The 15,180-nt window shown below is 66.7% G+C and carries 18 protein-coding genes; 10 read left to right on the plus strand and 8 right to left on the minus strand.

The window, feature by feature from the left end:
- Nucleotides 1–3: 3 nt before the first annotated feature.
- Together cyoA and otnI are read right to left on the minus strand one after the other, a co-directional pair.
- Nucleotides 4–900 (minus strand): ubiquinol oxidase subunit II, encoded by an 897-nt coding sequence (gene cyoA / locus U5760_RS10080; RefSeq protein WP_322011447.1) that lies wholly within the window; start codon nt 898–900, stop codon nt 4–6.
- Between the two features lie 361 nt (nt 901–1,261).
- Entirely contained in the window at nt 1,262–2,050 is a 789-nt protein-coding gene (gene otnI / locus U5760_RS10085) for a 2-oxo-tetronate isomerase (protein ID WP_322011449.1), read from the minus strand.
- Nucleotides 2,051–2,289: 239 nt separating this feature from the next.
- On the opposite strand from otnI, the gene U5760_RS10090 reads away from it, so the two are divergent.
- Nucleotides 2,290–3,114, plus strand: coding sequence for an IclR family transcriptional regulator (locus tag U5760_RS10090; protein WP_322011450.1), 825 nt, complete (start codon nt 2,290–2,292; stop codon nt 3,112–3,114).
- Between the two features lie 51 nt (nt 3,115–3,165).
- On the opposite strand, the gene phnN is transcribed toward U5760_RS10090, so the two are convergent.
- Genes phnN through phnF form a run of 3 tightly spaced genes read right to left on the minus strand, consistent with a single transcriptional unit; the run spans nt 3,166 to nt 5,206 of the window.
- Nucleotides 3,166–3,720, minus strand: a complete 555-nt coding sequence (phnN, locus tag U5760_RS10095) for a phosphonate metabolism protein/1,5-bisphosphokinase (PRPP-forming) PhnN (RefSeq protein ID WP_322011452.1) — start codon at nt 3,718–3,720, stop codon at nt 3,166–3,168.
- Nucleotides 3,717–4,451 (minus strand): DUF1045 domain-containing protein, encoded by a 735-nt coding sequence (locus U5760_RS10100; RefSeq protein WP_322011453.1) that lies wholly within the window; start codon nt 4,449–4,451, stop codon nt 3,717–3,719. The genes phnN and U5760_RS10100 overlap by 4 nt, the downstream gene beginning before the upstream one ends.
- The gene (gene phnF, locus U5760_RS10105; RefSeq protein ID WP_322011455.1) at nt 4,448–5,206 is read right to left on the minus strand and encodes a phosphonate metabolism transcriptional regulator PhnF; all 759 of its coding nucleotides are present in this window, start codon (nt 5,204–5,206) and stop codon (nt 4,448–4,450) included. The genes U5760_RS10100 and phnF overlap by 4 nt, the downstream gene beginning before the upstream one ends.
- A gap of 199 nt (nt 5,207–5,405) precedes the next feature.
- On the opposite strand from phnF, the gene phnG reads away from it, so the two are divergent.
- From phnG to U5760_RS10145, 8 genes are all read left to right on the plus strand, one after another.
- Complete coding sequence (gene phnG, locus U5760_RS10110) at nt 5,406–5,888, plus strand: phosphonate C-P lyase system protein PhnG (protein WP_322011457.1); 483 nt, start codon at nt 5,406–5,408, stop codon at nt 5,886–5,888.
- The gene (gene phnH, locus U5760_RS10115) at nt 5,885–6,547 is read left to right on the plus strand and encodes a phosphonate C-P lyase system protein PhnH (protein ID WP_322011459.1); all 663 of its coding nucleotides are present in this window, start codon (nt 5,885–5,887) and stop codon (nt 6,545–6,547) included. Before phnG ends, phnH begins: the two co-directional genes overlap by 4 nt.
- Nucleotides 6,547–7,665 carry a carbon-phosphorus lyase complex subunit PhnI gene (locus U5760_RS10120; RefSeq protein ID WP_322011461.1) on the plus strand — a complete coding sequence of 373 codons (1,119 nt, stop codon included), beginning with the start codon at nt 6,547–6,549 and terminating at the stop codon, nt 7,663–7,665. The genes phnH and U5760_RS10120 overlap by 1 nt, the downstream gene beginning before the upstream one ends.
- Nucleotides 7,662–8,600 (plus strand): alpha-D-ribose 1-methylphosphonate 5-phosphate C-P-lyase PhnJ, encoded by a 939-nt coding sequence (locus U5760_RS10125; RefSeq protein ID WP_322011462.1) that lies wholly within the window; start codon nt 7,662–7,664, stop codon nt 8,598–8,600. Before U5760_RS10120 ends, U5760_RS10125 begins: the two co-directional genes overlap by 4 nt.
- Nucleotides 8,597–9,367, plus strand: coding sequence for a phosphonate C-P lyase system protein PhnK (gene phnK, locus U5760_RS10130; protein ID WP_322011464.1), 771 nt, complete (start codon nt 8,597–8,599; stop codon nt 9,365–9,367). Before U5760_RS10125 ends, phnK begins: the two co-directional genes overlap by 4 nt.
- A 19-nt stretch (nt 9,368–9,386) precedes the next feature.
- The gene (gene phnL / locus U5760_RS10135) at nt 9,387–10,178 is read left to right on the plus strand and encodes a phosphonate C-P lyase system protein PhnL (protein ID WP_415914081.1); all 792 of its coding nucleotides are present in this window, start codon (nt 9,387–9,389) and stop codon (nt 10,176–10,178) included.
- A gap of 48 nt (nt 10,179–10,226) precedes the next feature.
- The gene (locus U5760_RS10140) at nt 10,227–11,360 is read left to right on the plus strand and encodes an alpha-D-ribose 1-methylphosphonate 5-triphosphate diphosphatase (RefSeq protein WP_322011466.1); all 1,134 of its coding nucleotides are present in this window, start codon (nt 10,227–10,229) and stop codon (nt 11,358–11,360) included.
- A 449-nt stretch (nt 11,361–11,809) separates the two neighbouring features.
- Nucleotides 11,810–12,577 (plus strand): ABC transporter substrate-binding protein, encoded by a 768-nt coding sequence (locus tag U5760_RS10145; RefSeq protein ID WP_322011467.1) that lies wholly within the window; start codon nt 11,810–11,812, stop codon nt 12,575–12,577.
- A 114-nt stretch (nt 12,578–12,691) separates the two neighbouring features.
- On the opposite strand, the gene U5760_RS10150 is transcribed toward U5760_RS10145, so the two are convergent.
- A complete protein-coding gene (locus U5760_RS10150) occupies nt 12,692–13,003 on the minus strand; it encodes a hypothetical protein (protein WP_322011468.1) in 312 nt (103 codons plus the stop codon).
- Between the two features lie 65 nt (nt 13,004–13,068).
- Nucleotides 13,069–13,362 carry a type II toxin-antitoxin system Phd/YefM family antitoxin gene (locus tag U5760_RS10155; protein WP_322011470.1) on the minus strand — a complete coding sequence of 98 codons (294 nt, stop codon included), beginning with the start codon at nt 13,360–13,362 and terminating at the stop codon, nt 13,069–13,071.
- A 215-nt stretch (nt 13,363–13,577) separates the two neighbouring features.
- On the opposite strand from U5760_RS10155, the gene U5760_RS10160 reads away from it, so the two are divergent.
- A complete protein-coding gene (locus tag U5760_RS10160) occupies nt 13,578–14,693 on the plus strand; it encodes a succinylglutamate desuccinylase/aspartoacylase family protein (protein ID WP_322011471.1) in 1,116 nt (371 codons plus the stop codon).
- Between the two features lie 98 nt (nt 14,694–14,791).
- On the opposite strand, the gene U5760_RS10165 is transcribed toward U5760_RS10160, so the two are convergent.
- The gene (locus U5760_RS10165) at nt 14,792–15,151 is read right to left on the minus strand and encodes a hypothetical protein (RefSeq protein WP_322011472.1); all 360 of its coding nucleotides are present in this window, start codon (nt 15,149–15,151) and stop codon (nt 14,792–14,794) included.
- Nucleotides 15,152–15,180 lie beyond the last annotated feature (29 nt).

A 15,180-nucleotide genomic window follows, 5' to 3' on the forward strand; every position in this document is an offset into this window, starting at 1 on the left:
CCTTTACCCCTTCGTCACGCACGACGGATCGGTGAAATCCGTGACGTGGCCGTTGTTGTACTTCGCGATGATGTTGTTGAAGAGCTTCGGATCGACCGTCGAGAAGTACGCCACCGGCGCCTTCTCGGTGGGCTGCGCCACGGCGGCGTACTCGTCCATGCCGAGCGCCGCCGGCGAGGCCTTGACCTTGCGGACCCATGCATCGAAGTCGCCCTGGCTCGTGGCGATCGTGCGGAACCGCATGTCCGAGAAACCCTTGCCGCTGTAGTTCGACGAGAGGCCTTCGAAGTCGCCCGCTTCGTCGGCGATCAGATGCAGGCGCGTCTGCATGCCGGCCATCGCGTACACCTGCGTGCCCAGTTGCGGGATGAAGAACGAGTTCATCACCGAGTCGGACGTGATGCGGAAATTGACCGGCGTGCCCACCGGCACGGCCAGCTGGTTTACCGTGGCGATGCCGAGGTCCGGATAGATGAAGAGCCACTTCCAGTCCAGCGCGACCACTTCGACGTTGATGGGCTTCACGCTCGACTCGAGCGGCTTGTAGGGATCGAGCTCGTGCGAGGTCCTCCACGTGAGAACGGCGAGGAACAAGATGATGATGGCCGGAATGGTCCACACCACGACCTCGATGGCCGTGGAGTGCGCCCATTTCGGCGCATAGACGGCATGGCGGTTCGATGCGCGATAGCGCCATGCGAAGAACAGCGTGAGGAGAATCACGGGCACCACGACCAGCAGCATGGCGCCGGTTGCCGTGGCGATGAGCGATTTCTCCGCAACCCCTACGCTGCCTTTCGGGTCGAGCAGCGGGAAATTCCCGCTGCACCCGGCAAGCGAAACGGCCACGCCGCTGCCGAGGGGGATAAGCCACCTTCTAAAGGCTTTTTTGTGTGTCATGGTTGCCCGTCTTTCCGTTAAATCGTCCTGGACGCCTTAACGCATCCGCACGGCGTAAAGCCGCGCAAAATGCACCCGTATCGTATTCAGGGCGAATTCTACGGAAAGACCTTATGGGCAAATTTGATCTTCGTTAAATGGTCCCGGCCGATATTGCGCAAAAAGGCGCGGCAGAATGACGCAATTATCTTTCTGGTGAATTACGCAGAGGAGAAAAGAAGGATGATTTCTCATCCTTCAATTTCAAAGAGAAATCGGGAATCAGTTCAAATATCCGCGTCAATATTCGATTCGCCCGGCACTGTTATTTATCAAGCGAATTGCGGATTGCCGATTGTTTCGGGTTAAGCATTAATCCAGATCAAGGCCGCTGCGGCAAATAAGGCCTTAGCCATTCCAGGCCCGCCGAAGTCGCCGCGCGCGGCCGGTATTCGCACCCGATCCAGCCGTCGTAGCCCAGTTCGTCCAGCAGCGCGAAGAGATACGGGTAGTTGAGTTCGCCGATGTCCGGCTCGTGCCGGTCGGGCACCCCCGCGATCTGCACGTGCCCGATTCCGCCGATGTCGCGCCGCAGCTTCATCGCCAGGTCGCCTTCCACGATCTGGCAGTGGTAGCAGTCGAACTGCACACGCAGGTTCGGCTCGTTCAGTTCCGCGCGGATCGTCTGGGCGTCGTCCTGGCGATTCAGCAGGTAACCCGGCATATCGCGCGGGTTGATCGGCTCGATCAGGATCGTGACGCCCGCCGTCGCGGCCGCCTTCGCCGCCCACGCGAGATTGCGCAGATACAGCTCGCGCTGAGCCTCGAGCGCCGTATCCGGCGCGCGCAGCCCCGCCATGACGTGCAGGCGCCGGTTGCCCAGCACGCGCGCATAGTCCAGCGCGCGGTCGATGCCGTGGCGGAATTCGTCCTCGCGTCCCGGCAGCGAGGCGAGGCCCCGCTCGCCCGCCGCCCAGTTCCCCGGCGGCGCGTTGAAGAGCACCAGCTCGACGCCGCTCGCATCCAGACGCGCTTTCAGCTCCGCCGCGGGCAGCTCGTAAGGGAACAGGCATTCGGCGGCGGCAAAACCGTCACGCGCGGCCGCTGCGATACGGTCGGGGAAGGCGTGTTCGGGGTACATCATCGTCAGATTGGCCGCAAAGCGGGGCATGGCAGTCGTCTCCTTCCAGGTCGGTTCGGGCGGGTGCGCCGCAGGCTCGTCTGAAGCCGCCACCGCGCTCCTCCCGGTCTTAACACAGGTCCGCCCGGAGGCGCAAACCGGCCCCGGCGCCAGCCTGCCACCGTCCGGAAAGCCGCGCCGGGCGTTTCGGGCGGCGGTTGGCGAAACAGGTCGCTTGCGCTATCGTCATGGGTTCCTTATGCGCGGCTGCCCGCCCCATTCCGACGCCCATGACCTCCGCATCCAGTGCCTCGCCCGACCGTTCCGCCGAGCAGCAGGAGATCCCGGACAAGCCGGGCGACTCCTACGTGCAGTCGTTCGCCCGCGGGCTTTCGGTGATCCGCGCGTTCAACGCCGAGCGCCCCGAGCAAACGCTCACCGACGTCGCCGCCGCCACCGGCCTCACGCGCGCCGGCGCGCGCCGCATTCTGCTCACGCTCCAGACGCTCGGCTACGTGGAGGCCGAAGGGCGGCTCTTCCGCCTCACACCGAAGATTCTCGATCTGGGTTTCGCCTATCTCACGTCGATGCCGTTCTGGAATCTCGCCGAGCCGATCATGGAAGAGCTGTCGGGGCAGGTGCACGAAAGCTGTTCGGCGGCCGTGCTCGACCGCACCGAGATCGTCTACGTGCTGCGCGTGCCCACGCACAAGATCATGACGATCAACCTTTCGATCGGCAGCCGCCTGCCGGCGTATTGCACGTCGATGGGGCGCGTGCTGCTCTCGGCGCTCGACGAAGACGCGCTCGACGCCACGCTCGGCGCCACGCCGCTCTACGCGCACACGCCGCGCACCGTCACCGACAAGGACGAGCTGAAGAAGATCATCTCCCAGGTGCGCCAGCAGGGTTGGGCGATCGTGGATCAGGAACTGGAGGGCGGCCTGATCTCCATCTCGGCGCCAATCCGCAACCGCCAGGGCCGCGTGATCGCGGCGATGAACATCAGCGGCAATGCGCAGCGGACCTCGGCGAAACAGATGGTCAAGACCTTCCTCGATCCGCTCCAACAGGCCGCGCAGCGCGTGTCCGGCATGGTGGCGCGGAGAACCTGAGACCGCACAGCCGCATGGAGTTCGGGCCGCACGCGCCCTCCGAACCGGCGCTCAGCGGGAGGCCGCCACGCGGCGCACCACCTCGACGAAGGCCTCGCCCGCATCCTCCAGACGCCCGGAATTGTCGATGCGCGTGATGCTCGCGGCCGCCGGCACTTCGAACGGCGCCTGGCGCGCGAGCCGCTCGGCGATCTGCGCGGGCGTCTCGCGCCCGCGCGAAGCGAGGCGCGCCGCCAGCACCGAATGCACGGCTTCGACATGCACGAGCGCCATCTGCGGATAGCGCGCGAGGGCCTCGCCCACGTAGGCGCGCGAGCCGTTCACCACGACCGTGCAACCCAGCGCGAGCCACTGGTCGATCTCGACTCCCACCCCATAGCGCAGCGCGTGGCTGCCCCATTGCAGCGCAAAGAGGCCCGAGCGCGAACGCGCCTCGAACTCGGGCTCGGTGAGCGCGATATGGTTCTCGCCGCCGCTTTCCAGACGCGTGATATAGCGATGCGCGAACACCACGCCTTCGGCCGCGAGCCGCGCCCGGGCGAACCCGAGCAGCGAGTCCTTGCCCGCGCCCGACGGCCCCATCACGTAGATCAGCCGTGTCTTCATGCGCGCGGCTCCTGGTCCGCGAAGGCCACGCGGCGCCAGAGCGAAAACGGCAGGCCGGGCTGCGGCTCGACGAAGATCGCGATCCCCTCCATGGGCAGCGCGCCGGCCTCCGCCATCTGCGCGTTCCAGGCCGCCACGAGCGCCTCGCGCTCGCCCGCATCGGCGAGCGAATCGGAAAGCGTCATGTGGAAGCGAAATTCTTCGAACACGTACGGGTAGCCCCACGCCTCCACGTACGCGCGCTGGCGGTCGGTGAGCGGCGCGTCGAGCCGGCGCGCGAGTTCGGCCGGCGTTTGCCGCGCGCGCAGGTCGCCCAGCGTGCGCAGTGCGTCGGCGGCCAGGTCGCGAAGGGCCGCATCGCCGGCTTCGTCGGCGGGACGCAGCGCCACGAAGCGGCCGAGGGTGGCGGCTTCGGCCGCCACCGCGAAGCGCGTGCGCGTGGCGGCCCATTGCTGCGCGGCGGCCAGCAGCGCCTCCGGGGTCACGCCCTCGGCCAGACGAAACGGCGGCACGAGCGTGCCGTGCCAGCCGTAGCGGCGCGGCGCGCCGGTCAGTTCGGCCAGCGGGCGGCCGAGGGCCGCCGGCTGCGGCGGCGCCAGCGACTCGCCGCTTTCCGGGTCGCGCGAAAGCCACGCGCAGCCCGCGCGCCACCAGGCCGATTCGCGCGGCGGCGCATAATAAATCGCAAAGCGCGTCGCGGCGCTCCAGCCTCCGGCCAGGGCGCCCGTCATATTTCGTGCTCCACCATCAGCTGCACGCGGTCCGCCGCGAAATGCGTGATGCCGTACTTGATCGGCGTGCCTTCCATATCCACGTCGACGTTCTCGACCACCAGCACCGGCTGCTGCCGGTTGATATTGAGCCGCCGCGCCACTTCGGCCTCGGGCAGCATGCTGCCGATCCGGCTCCACTTGCGCAGATAATCCGCCACGCCGAATTCGGCCAGCGCTTTCGAGGTGCTTTCCATGCGCGCGAGCACCTCGGGCAGTTCCGGAAAGCGCGCGGCCGGATACCAGTTGCGCGCGTAGAGAATCGGCACGCCGTCCGACTCCTTGACCGTTTCGACCCGGTACACCAGCGCGTTGGCGCGAATGCCGAGCGCCTTGGCGACCGTCGGGTCCGCCTTCACGCGCGACGAGGCCAGCAGCCGGCCCTGCGGCGAGTGATGGTGTTGCCGGAGGTTTTCCGTAAAGCGCGTGCGCTTGCCGATCGAATAGTCGATCGCGCCGGGCTGCACGAAGGTGCCGCGCCCCTGCTCCACGCTCACGAGGCCGCTGGCCGCGAGGCCGAGCATCGCGCGCCGCACCGTATGGCGGTTCACGTCGAAGCGCTTCGCGAGTTCGCCCTCGCTCGGCAGACGGCCTTCTTCGCCAAAACCTTTCGCCGCGATTTCGGCCGCCAGGATCTGTTCGATCTGCCGCCACACCGCCACGCCTGCGCCGCGCTCGAGATGGGCGCTGTACGGCGCACCGTCGTTCGATGTCATGGTGCTGTCATTCCTCTCGGTTTCAATAATGTTTTCCGCATTGTAGTGCGCAAGGCGTGATGGAAATATGAAAACGTTCCCCACGTCGGTTGTCTACAACTGCACCACCAGACGTCTAGACGTTTAGATGAATAGATGGTTCAATAGCGACGGTTGCAGCACGCCTCGTCCCCATCCCGTTCACGACACAGGAACCCCGATGAACGCTACCTCCGCCCCGCCCTCCGCCGCCTCGCGGCGCGCATGGATGGCGGTGCTCGCGCGCGCTTCGCGCGCCGAGCTGGAAGCGGCCCTCACGGCCGCGCTCGCCGGCGCCGCCGCGCCGGCCTTCGACTGGCTGCGCCCGCCGCAAACGGGTCTCGCCATGGTGCGCGGCCGCATTGGCGGCACCGGCAACGCTTTCAATCTGGGCGAAGCCACCGTCACGCGCGCCACGCTGCGGCTTGCCGGCGCCGAAGGCGGCACGGTCGGCGTGGCGTGCCACCTCGGGCGCGACAAGCGCCGCGCCGAACTGGCCGCACTCGCCGATGCCCTGCTCCAGCAGCCCGCACGCCACGCCCGGTTGCACGCGCAACTGATCGCGCCGCTCGCCGCACGCGAAGCCGTGCGCCGGGAGGAACGCCGCGCCGACACGGCCAGCACGAAGGTCGAATTCTTCACGATGGTCCGAGGCGACGCATGATCGACGAACGCTCCACCTCCGCGCCTGCGCGCACCGCAATCGAAGCGCTTGAAGCGCTCGCCCCCGGCTTCGCCGATCCCGTTCACGACACCCAGGCCGTGTTTCGCACGCTGCTCGACGCGCTCGCGCGGCCGGGCCGCATCGGCGTGATCGAAACGGCGTTGCCGGCCGCCGACGCGACAAACAGCGCGAACAGCGGCGAGCGCGCCGGCCTCGCGGCATTTGCCGCGCTGCTCGCGCTGTGCGACTACGCCACGCCCGTGTGGCTCGCGCAGCCCGACGCGGCGTTGACCGCCGCGCTGCGCTTTCATGCCGGCGCACCGCTCACCGGATCGCCGGCCGAAGCTGCGTTCGCTTATGTCCATGACGCCGCGGCCCTGCCGCCGCTCGCATCGCTCGCGAGCGGCACGCCCGAATCGCCGGAACAGTCAGCCACGGTGTTTGTGCGCGTGGCGTCGCTTACCGGCGGTGCGAACGTCACGCTGCGCGGCCCGGGGATCGAAGCGGCGCACACCATCGCCCCCGTCGGGCTGCCCGAGCGTTTCTGGCAGGAGCGAGCTGCGCTGGGCGCGCTTTTTCCCTGCGGTATCGACTTCTATCTCGTCTGCGGCAACCAGTTGATGGGCCTGCCGCGCACGACTCAAGTGGAGATGAACTGATGTACGTCGCCGTCAAAGGAGGGGAGCGCGCGATCGAAGCGTCGTGGCGCCTGCTCGACAAGGCCCGCCGCGGCGATACGCGCGTGCCCGAGCTGAGCGTCGCGCAGATCCGCGAACAGTTGCGCCTTGCCGTCGCCCGCGTGATGGCCGAAGGTTCGGTGTACGACGAAGAGCTCGCTGCGCTCGCCATCAAGCAGGCCGCGGGCGATCTCGTCGAAGCCATCTTTCTGCTGCGCGCCTATCGGACCACGCTGCCGCGTTTCGGCTATACGGAGCCGGTCGAAACCGAACACATGCAGGTGGAGCGCCGCATTTCGGCCACGTTCAAGGACGTGCCGGGCGGCCAGGTGCTGGGGGCGACTTACGATTACACCCAGCGTCTGCTGGATTTCGCACTGCTCGCCGAAGGCGACGATGCAACTGGCGCAGACCACGACGCGACGGCCGCCGCGCGCGAACCCGCTGCCACGGCCCCCATGCCGCGCGTCGTCACGCTGCTGAACAAGGAAGGCCTGATCGAGCAGGAAACGCCCGCGCCCGATGCCGCCGAACCCGGCGACCTCTCGCGCGAACCACTTTCGTTTCCCGCAGACCGCGCCGTGCGCCTGCAGAATCTCGCACGCGGCGACGAAGGTTTCCTGCTCGCGATGGGCTACGCCACCCAGCGCGGCTACGCGCATTCGCACCCGTTCGCGGGCGAGATCCGCTTTGGTTCGGTGTCCGTAGAAATGGTGCTGGACGAACTCGGCGAAGCCGTCGAAATCGGCGAGATCGAATTGACGGAATGCCAGATGATCAACCAGTTCGCGGGCAGCAAGGACGTGCCGCCCACTTTCACGCAAGGCTATGGCCTCGCCTTCGGCCATGCGGAACGCAAGGCCATGGCGATGGCGCTCGTGGACCGCGCGCTGCGCGCCGAAGAACTGGGCGAAACGCTCGATTCGCCGACCCAGGACATCGAGTTCATGCTCTCGCACAGCGACAACGTCGAAGCATCCGGTTTCGTACAGCACCTGAAGCTGCCGCATTACGTCGATTTCCAGGCCGAACTCGAACTCGTGCGCCGCCTGCGCGCGCAGCAAGAGCAGCTCGCCCCGCAGAACGAGGAGGCCGCATGAACGCGCCCGACACCCTGGCCGCGCCGATCGCGTCGCACGAAACGCAGGCCGCCGACGGCTACAACTTCGCCTACCTCGACGAGCAGACCAAACGCATGATCCGCCGCGCGCTGCTCAAGGCCGTGGCCGTGCCCGGCTACCAGGTGCCGTTCGCCTCGCGCGAGATGCCGCTGCCGTATGGCTGGGGCACGGGCGGCATCCAGGTGACGGCCGCCATCATCGGCACGCGGGACACGCTCAAGGTGATCGACCAGGGCTCCGACGACACGACCAACGCCGTCAACATCCGCCGCTTCTTCGGCCGCACGACCGGTGTGAAGACCACGCGCAGCACGACCGAAGCGACGATCGTCCAGACCCGCCACCGCATTCCCGAAACGCCGCTCACCGAAGAACAGATTCTCGTGTACCAGGTGCCGATGCCCGAGCCGCTCTATCGTCTCGAGCCGCGCGTGGCCGAGTGCAAGAAGCTGCACGCGCTGGCCGACTACGGCCTCATCAGCGTGAAGCTCTACGAGGACATCGTGCAGCACGGCAGCATCGCGACGACCTACGACTACCCGGTGACGGTGAACGGCCGCTACCTCGCGTCGCCTTCGCCGATCCCCAAGTTCGACAACCCCAAGCTCGACATGAACCCCGCGCTGCAGCTGTTCGGCGCGGGCCGCGAGCGGCGCATCTACGCGATCCCGCCGTACACGCCGGTGAAGAGCCTCGACTTCGACGACCATCCGTTCGAAATCCAGCGCTGGGAGCATGCGTGCGCGCTGTGCGGCTCGCGCGAAAGCTTCCTCGACGAAATGATCGTGGACGACACCGGCCGCCGCATGTTCGTGTGCTCGGACAGCGACTACTGCCATGAGCGGCGCGACCAGGCCGACGCCAGTGAAAGCGCCGAAGCCGAAGCCGCAACCGAACACGGAGAATCCGCATGACGCCCCTCTTGAGCGCCCGCCGACTCACGAAGCAATACGGCGGCCGCAACGGCTGCCGCGACGTGAGCTTCGACCTGTATCCCGGCGAGGTTCTGTGCATCGTCGGCGAATCGGGCTCGGGCAAGACCACGCTGCTCAACACGCTCGCGCTGCGCACCGAAGCCGACTCCGGCGAGCTGGGCTACCGCAACGCGAACAGCGAAGCGCTGGACCTGCGCACGCTGTCCGAGCCGCGCCGGCGTCTGCTGGCGCGCACCGAATGGGGCTTCGTGCAGCAGAATCCGCGCGATGGCCTGCGTGCGGGCGTGTCGGCCGGCGCGAATATCGGCGAGCCGCTGATGGCCGTGGGTGCGCGCCACTATGGCCGGATCCGCCACACCGCGCAGCAGTGGATGCAGCGCGTGGAGCTGGACGCCGAACGCATCGACGAGCTGCCCTCCGCCTTCTCGGGCGGCATGCAGCAGCGCCTGCAGATCGCGCGCAATCTCGTCACCGGGCCGCGCCTCGTGTTCATGGACGAGCCCACGGCAGGCCTCGACGTGTCCGTGCAGGCGCGCCTGCTCGACCTGCTGCGCACGCTCACGACGAACCTGCATCTTTCGGTGCTGATCGTCACGCACGACATCGGTGTCGCGCGCCTGCTCGCCCACCGTCTGATGGTGATGCAGGGCGGCACCGTGGTCGAATCGGGCCTGACCGATCAGGTGCTCGACGACCCCCAGCATCCCTATACGCAGACACTGGTAGCCTCCGTGCTGCCGGTCTAGGATGATCGACATGACCGACATGAATCACAGTGCAAACGGCGATGCCGCGAAGCGAGGCGCCACGCGCGCCTTCGTCGAACGCCCCGCCCTGATGCTGCGCGCCGAAAACGTGCGCAAGACCTTCACGCTGCACGGCCAGGGCGGCATCGGCATCGAAGCGCTCGCGGGCGTTTCGCTCGACGTCGAACGCGGCGAATGCGTCGTGCTCGTCGGGCCGTCCGGCGCGGGCAAGAGTACGCTGCTGCGCTGCCTCTACGGCAACTACCTCGCAAGCGCCGGCTCCATCGCCATTCGCGACGACGACGCACCCTTGCAGCACCTGGAGATCACGGGCGCCGAACCGCATGACGTGCTGCGCCTGCGCCGCAACGTGGTGGGTTACGTGAGCCAGTTCCTGCGCGTGATTCCGCGCGTGACGACGCGCGATCTCGTGGCGGCGCCGCTCGTGGCGCGCGGCGTGGCAGAAGACGAAGCGCTCGCGCGCGCCGAAACGCTGCTCGCGCGCCTGAACGTGCCGCAGCGGCTCTGGTCGCTCGCGCCCGCCACGTTCTCCGGCGGCGAGCAGCAGCGCGTGAACATCGCGCGCGGCCTGATCGCGCAGCATCGCGTACTGCTGCTCGACGAACCCACGGCCTCGCTCGATGCGGAAAACCGCGCGGTGGTGTCGAGCCTGATCGTCGAAGCGCGCGAACGCGGCGCGGCGATCGTGGGTGTCTTCCACGACGAAGACACGCGCGAACGCGTGGCGACGCGCCGCCTGCCGCTCGAAGCGCCCCAAGGACCGCAAGCCCTGCTCGGCGAAGCCGCCTGAGTCCGGCAAATTAGATTCGCAGCCCTTAACTGATTTTGGAGTCTGACGATGTTGATCAAGAACGCCCGCATCGTGACGCGAGATGACGTTTTCACCGGCACGATACGTATCGAGGACGGCCAGATCCGCGAGATTTCGCACGGCAATACGGCCGCGCCCGACGCCGAGGACTGGGACGGCGACTACCTGCTGCCCGGCCTCGTCGAACTGCACACGGACAACCTGGAGAAGCACCTCGCGCCGCGCCCCGGCGTGCACTGGAACACCGACGCCGCTTTCGTGATTCACGACGCCCAGATCGCGGCGGCGGGCATCACGACCGTGTTCGACGCGCTCGCCATCGGCACGCGCCTGAACGTGGGCGTGCGCGGCCGCGAAGTGCAGCTCGCCTGCGCTGCCGCCCTCTCGCGCTTTTCGGACCGCGACCTGCTGCGCGCCGACCACTTCCTGCACCTGCGCTGCGAAATCGCCACGCAAGACGTTATCGAACTTTTCGACACGCTCTCCGCGCACCCGCTGCTGCGCCTCGCCTCGGTGATGGACCACACGCCAGGCCAGCGCCAGTGGCACGACCGCGAGCAATGGCGCCGCTTCCAGGAACGCCACGGCAAGTGGACCGACGAACAGGCCGCAACCATGCTGACCGAGCTCGCCGACGAACAGCAGCGTTTCGCCGACGAACACCGCCGGCAGATCGTGGGGCGCTGCCAGGCGCGCGGCATCCCGCTCGCGAGCCACGACGACACTCTCGTCGAACACGTCGAGCAGGCCGCCGAGGAAGGCATCGTGCTGGCCGAATTCCCGACCACGCGCGTCGCTGCGGCAGAAGCGAAGAAGCGCGGCATCTCGACCATCATGGGCGCGCCGAACGTGGTGCGCGGCGGCTCGCACTCGGGCAACGTCTCGGCACTGGAGCTCGCGCAGGCGGACCTGCTCGACATTCTCTCGTCCGACTACGTGCCCTCCAGCCTCCTGACCGCCGCCTTCGACCTCGTGACCAAGGCCGACTGGACGCTGCCGCGCGCGATTGCAACGGTTTCGTGGGAGCCGGCCCGCCGCGCGGGTCTGGCCGACCGCGGCGCCATCGCGCCGGGCCTGCGCGCGGACTTCGTGCGCGTGACCATGCTGGACACGCTGCCGGTGCCCCGCGCCACCTACCGCGCGGGCAAGCGGGTGGTCTGAATCCCGGGCGCAACAAACGCCAAACGGCAGCGTGCCGGCGGCTTCGCAAGCCGACGTTACGCTGCCGTTTTTATTTCATATGCCCTACATTTGCCTTCAGTGCCACATCCGCCGCGCCGCCACTGTTGCACCGAAGCATCGCATTCCTTTCTCCCCCGCTCCGGCCCTTGTGCCGCGCGGCCGCGGCATGCGGCGCGCAGCGCGTCGCCGGACAAGGCTTCCCGGGATGCCGCCCGATACGCCGAACGTTCGTTCCAGCGTCCATTCTTACGCCATCCGGTATTACACTAGCGACGCAGCAATTTTGACCTGGTAAGCTTTGGCGCGCGCCGCTGGCCGTACGCCGGCGAGCCCAACGAAAGTCCGGGGCGCGATCCGCGCGAGGACAATGCGCTGCGGCGGTTTGGCCGCACGCGGCGCTCCATGAACCATCCCGAGGAGTACACATAGTGAAGAAACTGCTTGCCGCCCTGTCGGTTGCCCTGCTGGCCGTATCGGCCGGTGCCGCCCACGCGAAGGACTGGTCGACCGTGCGCTTCGGCGTCGACGCCAGCTACGCGCCGTTCGAATCCAAAGCACCGGATGGCAAGCTCGTCGGCTTCGACATCGACCTCGGCAACGAAATCTGCAAGCGCCTGAACGCCAAGTGCGTGTGGGTGGAGCAGGACTTCGACGGCATGATCCCGGCCCTGAAGGCGAAGAAGTTCGACGGCGTTCTCTCGTCGATGACGATCACGCCGCAGCGCGCCGAGCAGATCGCCTTCTCGGCGAAGCTGTTCAACACGCCGACGCGCCTCGTCGCGAAGAAGGGCTCGAACCTCCAGCCGACGGCCGATTCGCTCAAGGGCAAGTCGGTGGGCGTGGAGCAGGGCACGATCCAGGAAACCTACGCGAAGGAAAACTGGGCGCCGAAGGGCGTCAACGTGGTGCCCTACCAGAACCAGGACCAGGTCTACGCCGACCTGATCTCGGGCCGTCTGGACGCCGCGCTGCAAGACGAAGTGCAGGCCGACCTGGGCTTCCTGAAGACCTCGCGCGGCGCGGGCTTCGACTTCGCCGGCAAGGAAATCCCGACGGGCGCAGCCGCTATCGGCCTGCGCAAGGAAGACACCGACCTGAAGGCGAAGATCGACAAGGCCATCGCCGACATGATCAAGGACGGCACGTACAAGAAGATCGAGTCGAAGTACTTCGACTTCGACGTGTACGGCGGCTAATCGCCTTATCCTCCCGGCTTCGCGGCTCTCGGCCCGCGAAGCCGGCGGAGCGACAGAAAAGCCCGGACTGCGGTCCGGGCTTTTTTTCGTCTGGCGCGTCTGGCTCCTCCAGCATCACGCGCCGCCCGGCTCGTACCCCAGTTCCCGCTGATGCCGGACGGATAGCATCAACACCCGTGAATCCGAGTGTGCGTACAGCACGAGATGGGAATGCAGGACGTATTCCCGAAGCTCGGGCAGCCCCGCGTCGGCGGCCAGTTGAAGCACGCGCGCGAGTCGCTGCTGCCCCTCGGCCGAGCGGGCGGCGAACATCGTTGCGGGACGGCCGATCTGCGGATGCAGTTTCACGAGATCGACGAAGCGCAAAATCGCATCGTGCAGATCCTCGATTCTGCCCGGCGCGGAGTCCGGGTCCTGCCCCTCCATGAACGCTTCGAGCCCATGCAATCGCTCGCCGAAGCTTGCGGCGAAGTCAACTCGCACAACCCGCATCACTTGCGGAAGCCGGGGCGTCGCAGCGATGTGCGGAAGGCTTCCTCGGACTGCACGCGGCCTGCCAGGGCATCCTTCAGGCCCTTCTCGGCGTCGTCCAGCATGACGAGCCGCCCGTGCTCCTGTTCGAGCTCATGGTAGTAATCGAGCTTGCGGGCGTCGACGATCGCCACGTACGCGGATCCGTTCTTCGTCAACACCTTTTCGGCCCCGGCGACCACGTCTTCCGCCAGTTCGGTCAGCCGCGAGCGGGCTTCGCTGATGGGCACCACGTCCCGGGCACGAATAGACATAGCAGTATCCTGTACAGTTTCTGTTAACTAAAACGTATATAAATCTCGTTATTCCGTCAAGCCGAGGGATGCCGCCACGGTCCGGTGCCCCAGGCCACCCGAGTTCCCGCCCCAGATCGAATCCGCTAAGATCGTCTGGAGGACCCGTTTGCGGCCCTCACTCCACGAACCCGATATTCACGTGCGCCGCGCCAGCCGCGGCATGCGCTCCGAACATGCAAACCCAGAACCATCCGTTGATAGCGCCCGCCCTCGGCACCGCGCGGCAGATCACGAGTTTTCACTACGGCACGGGCGGCGCTCAGAAGGTGTATGTGCAGGCTTCGCTGCACGCCGACGAACTGCCCGGCATGCTCACCGCCTGGGTTCTCAAGCGCAAGCTGGCCGAACTGGAAGCGGCCGGCCGCATCCGCGGCGAGATCGTCGTGGTGCCGGTGGCCAACCCGGTCGGCCTGAACCAGCAGTGGCTCGGCCATCTGGTCGGGCGTTTCGAGTCGGGCACGGCGCAGAACTTCAACCGCAACTTCTACGACCTGACGGCGCTCGTGCTGCCCGGCATCGAGGCGCAGCTCGGTCCCGACGCCGACGCCAACCGCCGCGCCATCCGCACTGCCATGGGCACGGCGCTGGCCGCCCAGAAGCCGAAGACCGAACTCGACTCGCAGCGCCTCGCGCTGCAACGGCTCTCGTACGACGCCGACATCGTGCTCGACCTGCATTGCGACTGGGAAGCGGCGTTGCACATCTACACGAACCCGGAACTGTGGCCGGAGGTCGAGCCGCTCTCGCGGTATCTCGACGCCAAGGCGTCGCTCCTCGCGCTCAACTCCATCGGCAATCCGTTCGACGAGATTCACAGCTTCTGCTGGACCGAGTTGCGCGAGCGCTTCGGCAAGCGCTTCCCGATTCCGCACGGCTCGATCTCCGTGACGGTGGAGCTGCGCAGCCAGCGCGACGTGTCGCACGACTTCGCCGAGCGCGACGCCCAGGGCATCGTCGATTACCTGATTCATCGCGGCGTGATCGAAGGCACGGCGACGCCGCTGCCGCCGCTCGCGTTCCCGGCCACGCCGCTCGCCGGCACCGAGCCGATCGTCGCGCCTGCCAGCGGCGTGATCGTGTTCCGCGCCGACTACGGCACGTGGATCGAAGCCGGCGCGCCGGTGGCCGACATCGTCAATCCGCTCACCGACGAAGTGCACACGCTGCGCAGCACCGTGAGCGGCGTCATGTACGCACGGCACAGCGCGCGCTTCGCAACGGCCGGCATGGAAGTGGCGCGCATTGCCGGAGACCGGCCGATTCGCAGCGGCTCGCTCCTTTCGCTGTAGCGCACAGCGCGCGGTCCGCGCAGGCTTGCCGGCTCATGCCACGACGGCATGAGCCGGATTCGAATCGTTTCCATGACTGCCTTCAATGATTCGGATTGCTAACTTGATAAAACGCAAAAAAACGGTATAGCCGCTTTTAATGCGGCATTACCATCAATACAATCGATCCGCAAATATTCCTCACATAATCCCCAGCAAATAGCGCGAAAAGTAAAAAGCAAAGCAGAAATTTTTATAACCCGAGCCAAACGTTTTCGTCCCGCCGGTTTTTCGCCCAACCGCCCGCCAGCCCAATCCGGACGGGGCACTCCTCCCCAAGCCGCTTTCGCAAGCCCCATGTCGCGTACCTGCAACAGGAAGGCGACATTTCGCCTACATAAACTTACTGTCATATTCCTTTCGCGATCAGCCCTTAAATTGCAGCGCGTCGCATGACCCAGGTCCAGAGAGACGGGCATACGCACCTTTCCTCAATCCGGAGAATGTT

The sequence above is a fragment of the Paraburkholderia sp. J12 genome, assembly GCF_905220215.1.
In the GTDB taxonomy this organism is placed as follows: Bacteria; Pseudomonadota; Gammaproteobacteria; order Burkholderiales; family Burkholderiaceae; genus Paraburkholderia.

Excerpts from the sequence above, each read along its gene's own strand:
- U5760_RS10165 (WP_322011472.1), bottom strand. The coding sequence starts at position 15,151 with ATGCCCGTCTCTCTGGACCTGGGTCATGCGACGCGCTGCAATTTAAGG.
- phnG (WP_322011457.1), top strand. The coding sequence starts at position 5,406 with ATGAACGCTACCTCCGCCCCGCCCTCCGCCGCCTCGCGGCGCGCATGG.
- U5760_RS10125 (WP_322011462.1), top strand. The coding sequence starts at position 7,662 with ATGAACGCGCCCGACACCCTGGCCGCGCCGATCGCGTCGCACGAAACG.
- otnI (WP_322011449.1), bottom strand. The coding sequence starts at position 2,050 with ATGCCCCGCTTTGCGGCCAATCTGACGATGATGTACCCCGAACACGCC.
- U5760_RS10100 (WP_322011453.1), bottom strand. The coding sequence starts at position 4,451 with ATGACGGGCGCCCTGGCCGGAGGCTGGAGCGCCGCGACGCGCTTTGCG.
- U5760_RS10160 (WP_322011471.1), top strand. The coding sequence starts at position 13,578 with ATGCAAACCCAGAACCATCCGTTGATAGCGCCCGCCCTCGGCACCGCG.
- U5760_RS10150 (WP_322011468.1), bottom strand. The coding sequence starts at position 13,003 with ATGGAGGGGCAGGACCCGGACTCCGCGCCGGGCAGAATCGAGGATCTG.
- phnK (WP_322011464.1), top strand. The coding sequence starts at position 8,597 with ATGACGCCCCTCTTGAGCGCCCGCCGACTCACGAAGCAATACGGCGGC.
- U5760_RS10090 (WP_322011450.1), top strand. The coding sequence starts at position 2,290 with ATGACCTCCGCATCCAGTGCCTCGCCCGACCGTTCCGCCGAGCAGCAG.
- phnF (WP_322011455.1), bottom strand. The coding sequence starts at position 5,206 with ATGACATCGAACGACGGTGCGCCGTACAGCGCCCATCTCGAGCGCGGC.
- U5760_RS10120 (WP_322011461.1), top strand. The coding sequence starts at position 6,547 with ATGTACGTCGCCGTCAAAGGAGGGGAGCGCGCGATCGAAGCGTCGTGG.
- phnN (WP_322011452.1), bottom strand. The coding sequence starts at position 3,720 with ATGAAGACACGGCTGATCTACGTGATGGGGCCGTCGGGCGCGGGCAAG.
- phnH (WP_322011459.1), top strand. The coding sequence starts at position 5,885 with ATGATCGACGAACGCTCCACCTCCGCGCCTGCGCGCACCGCAATCGAA.
- U5760_RS10155 (WP_322011470.1), bottom strand. The coding sequence starts at position 13,362 with ATGTCTATTCGTGCCCGGGACGTGGTGCCCATCAGCGAAGCCCGCTCG.
- cyoA (WP_322011447.1), bottom strand. The coding sequence starts at position 900 with ATGACACACAAAAAAGCCTTTAGAAGGTGGCTTATCCCCCTCGGCAGC.
- phnL (WP_415914081.1), top strand. The coding sequence starts at position 9,387 with ATGAATCACAGTGCAAACGGCGATGCCGCGAAGCGAGGCGCCACGCGC.
- U5760_RS10140 (WP_322011466.1), top strand. The coding sequence starts at position 10,227 with ATGTTGATCAAGAACGCCCGCATCGTGACGCGAGATGACGTTTTCACC.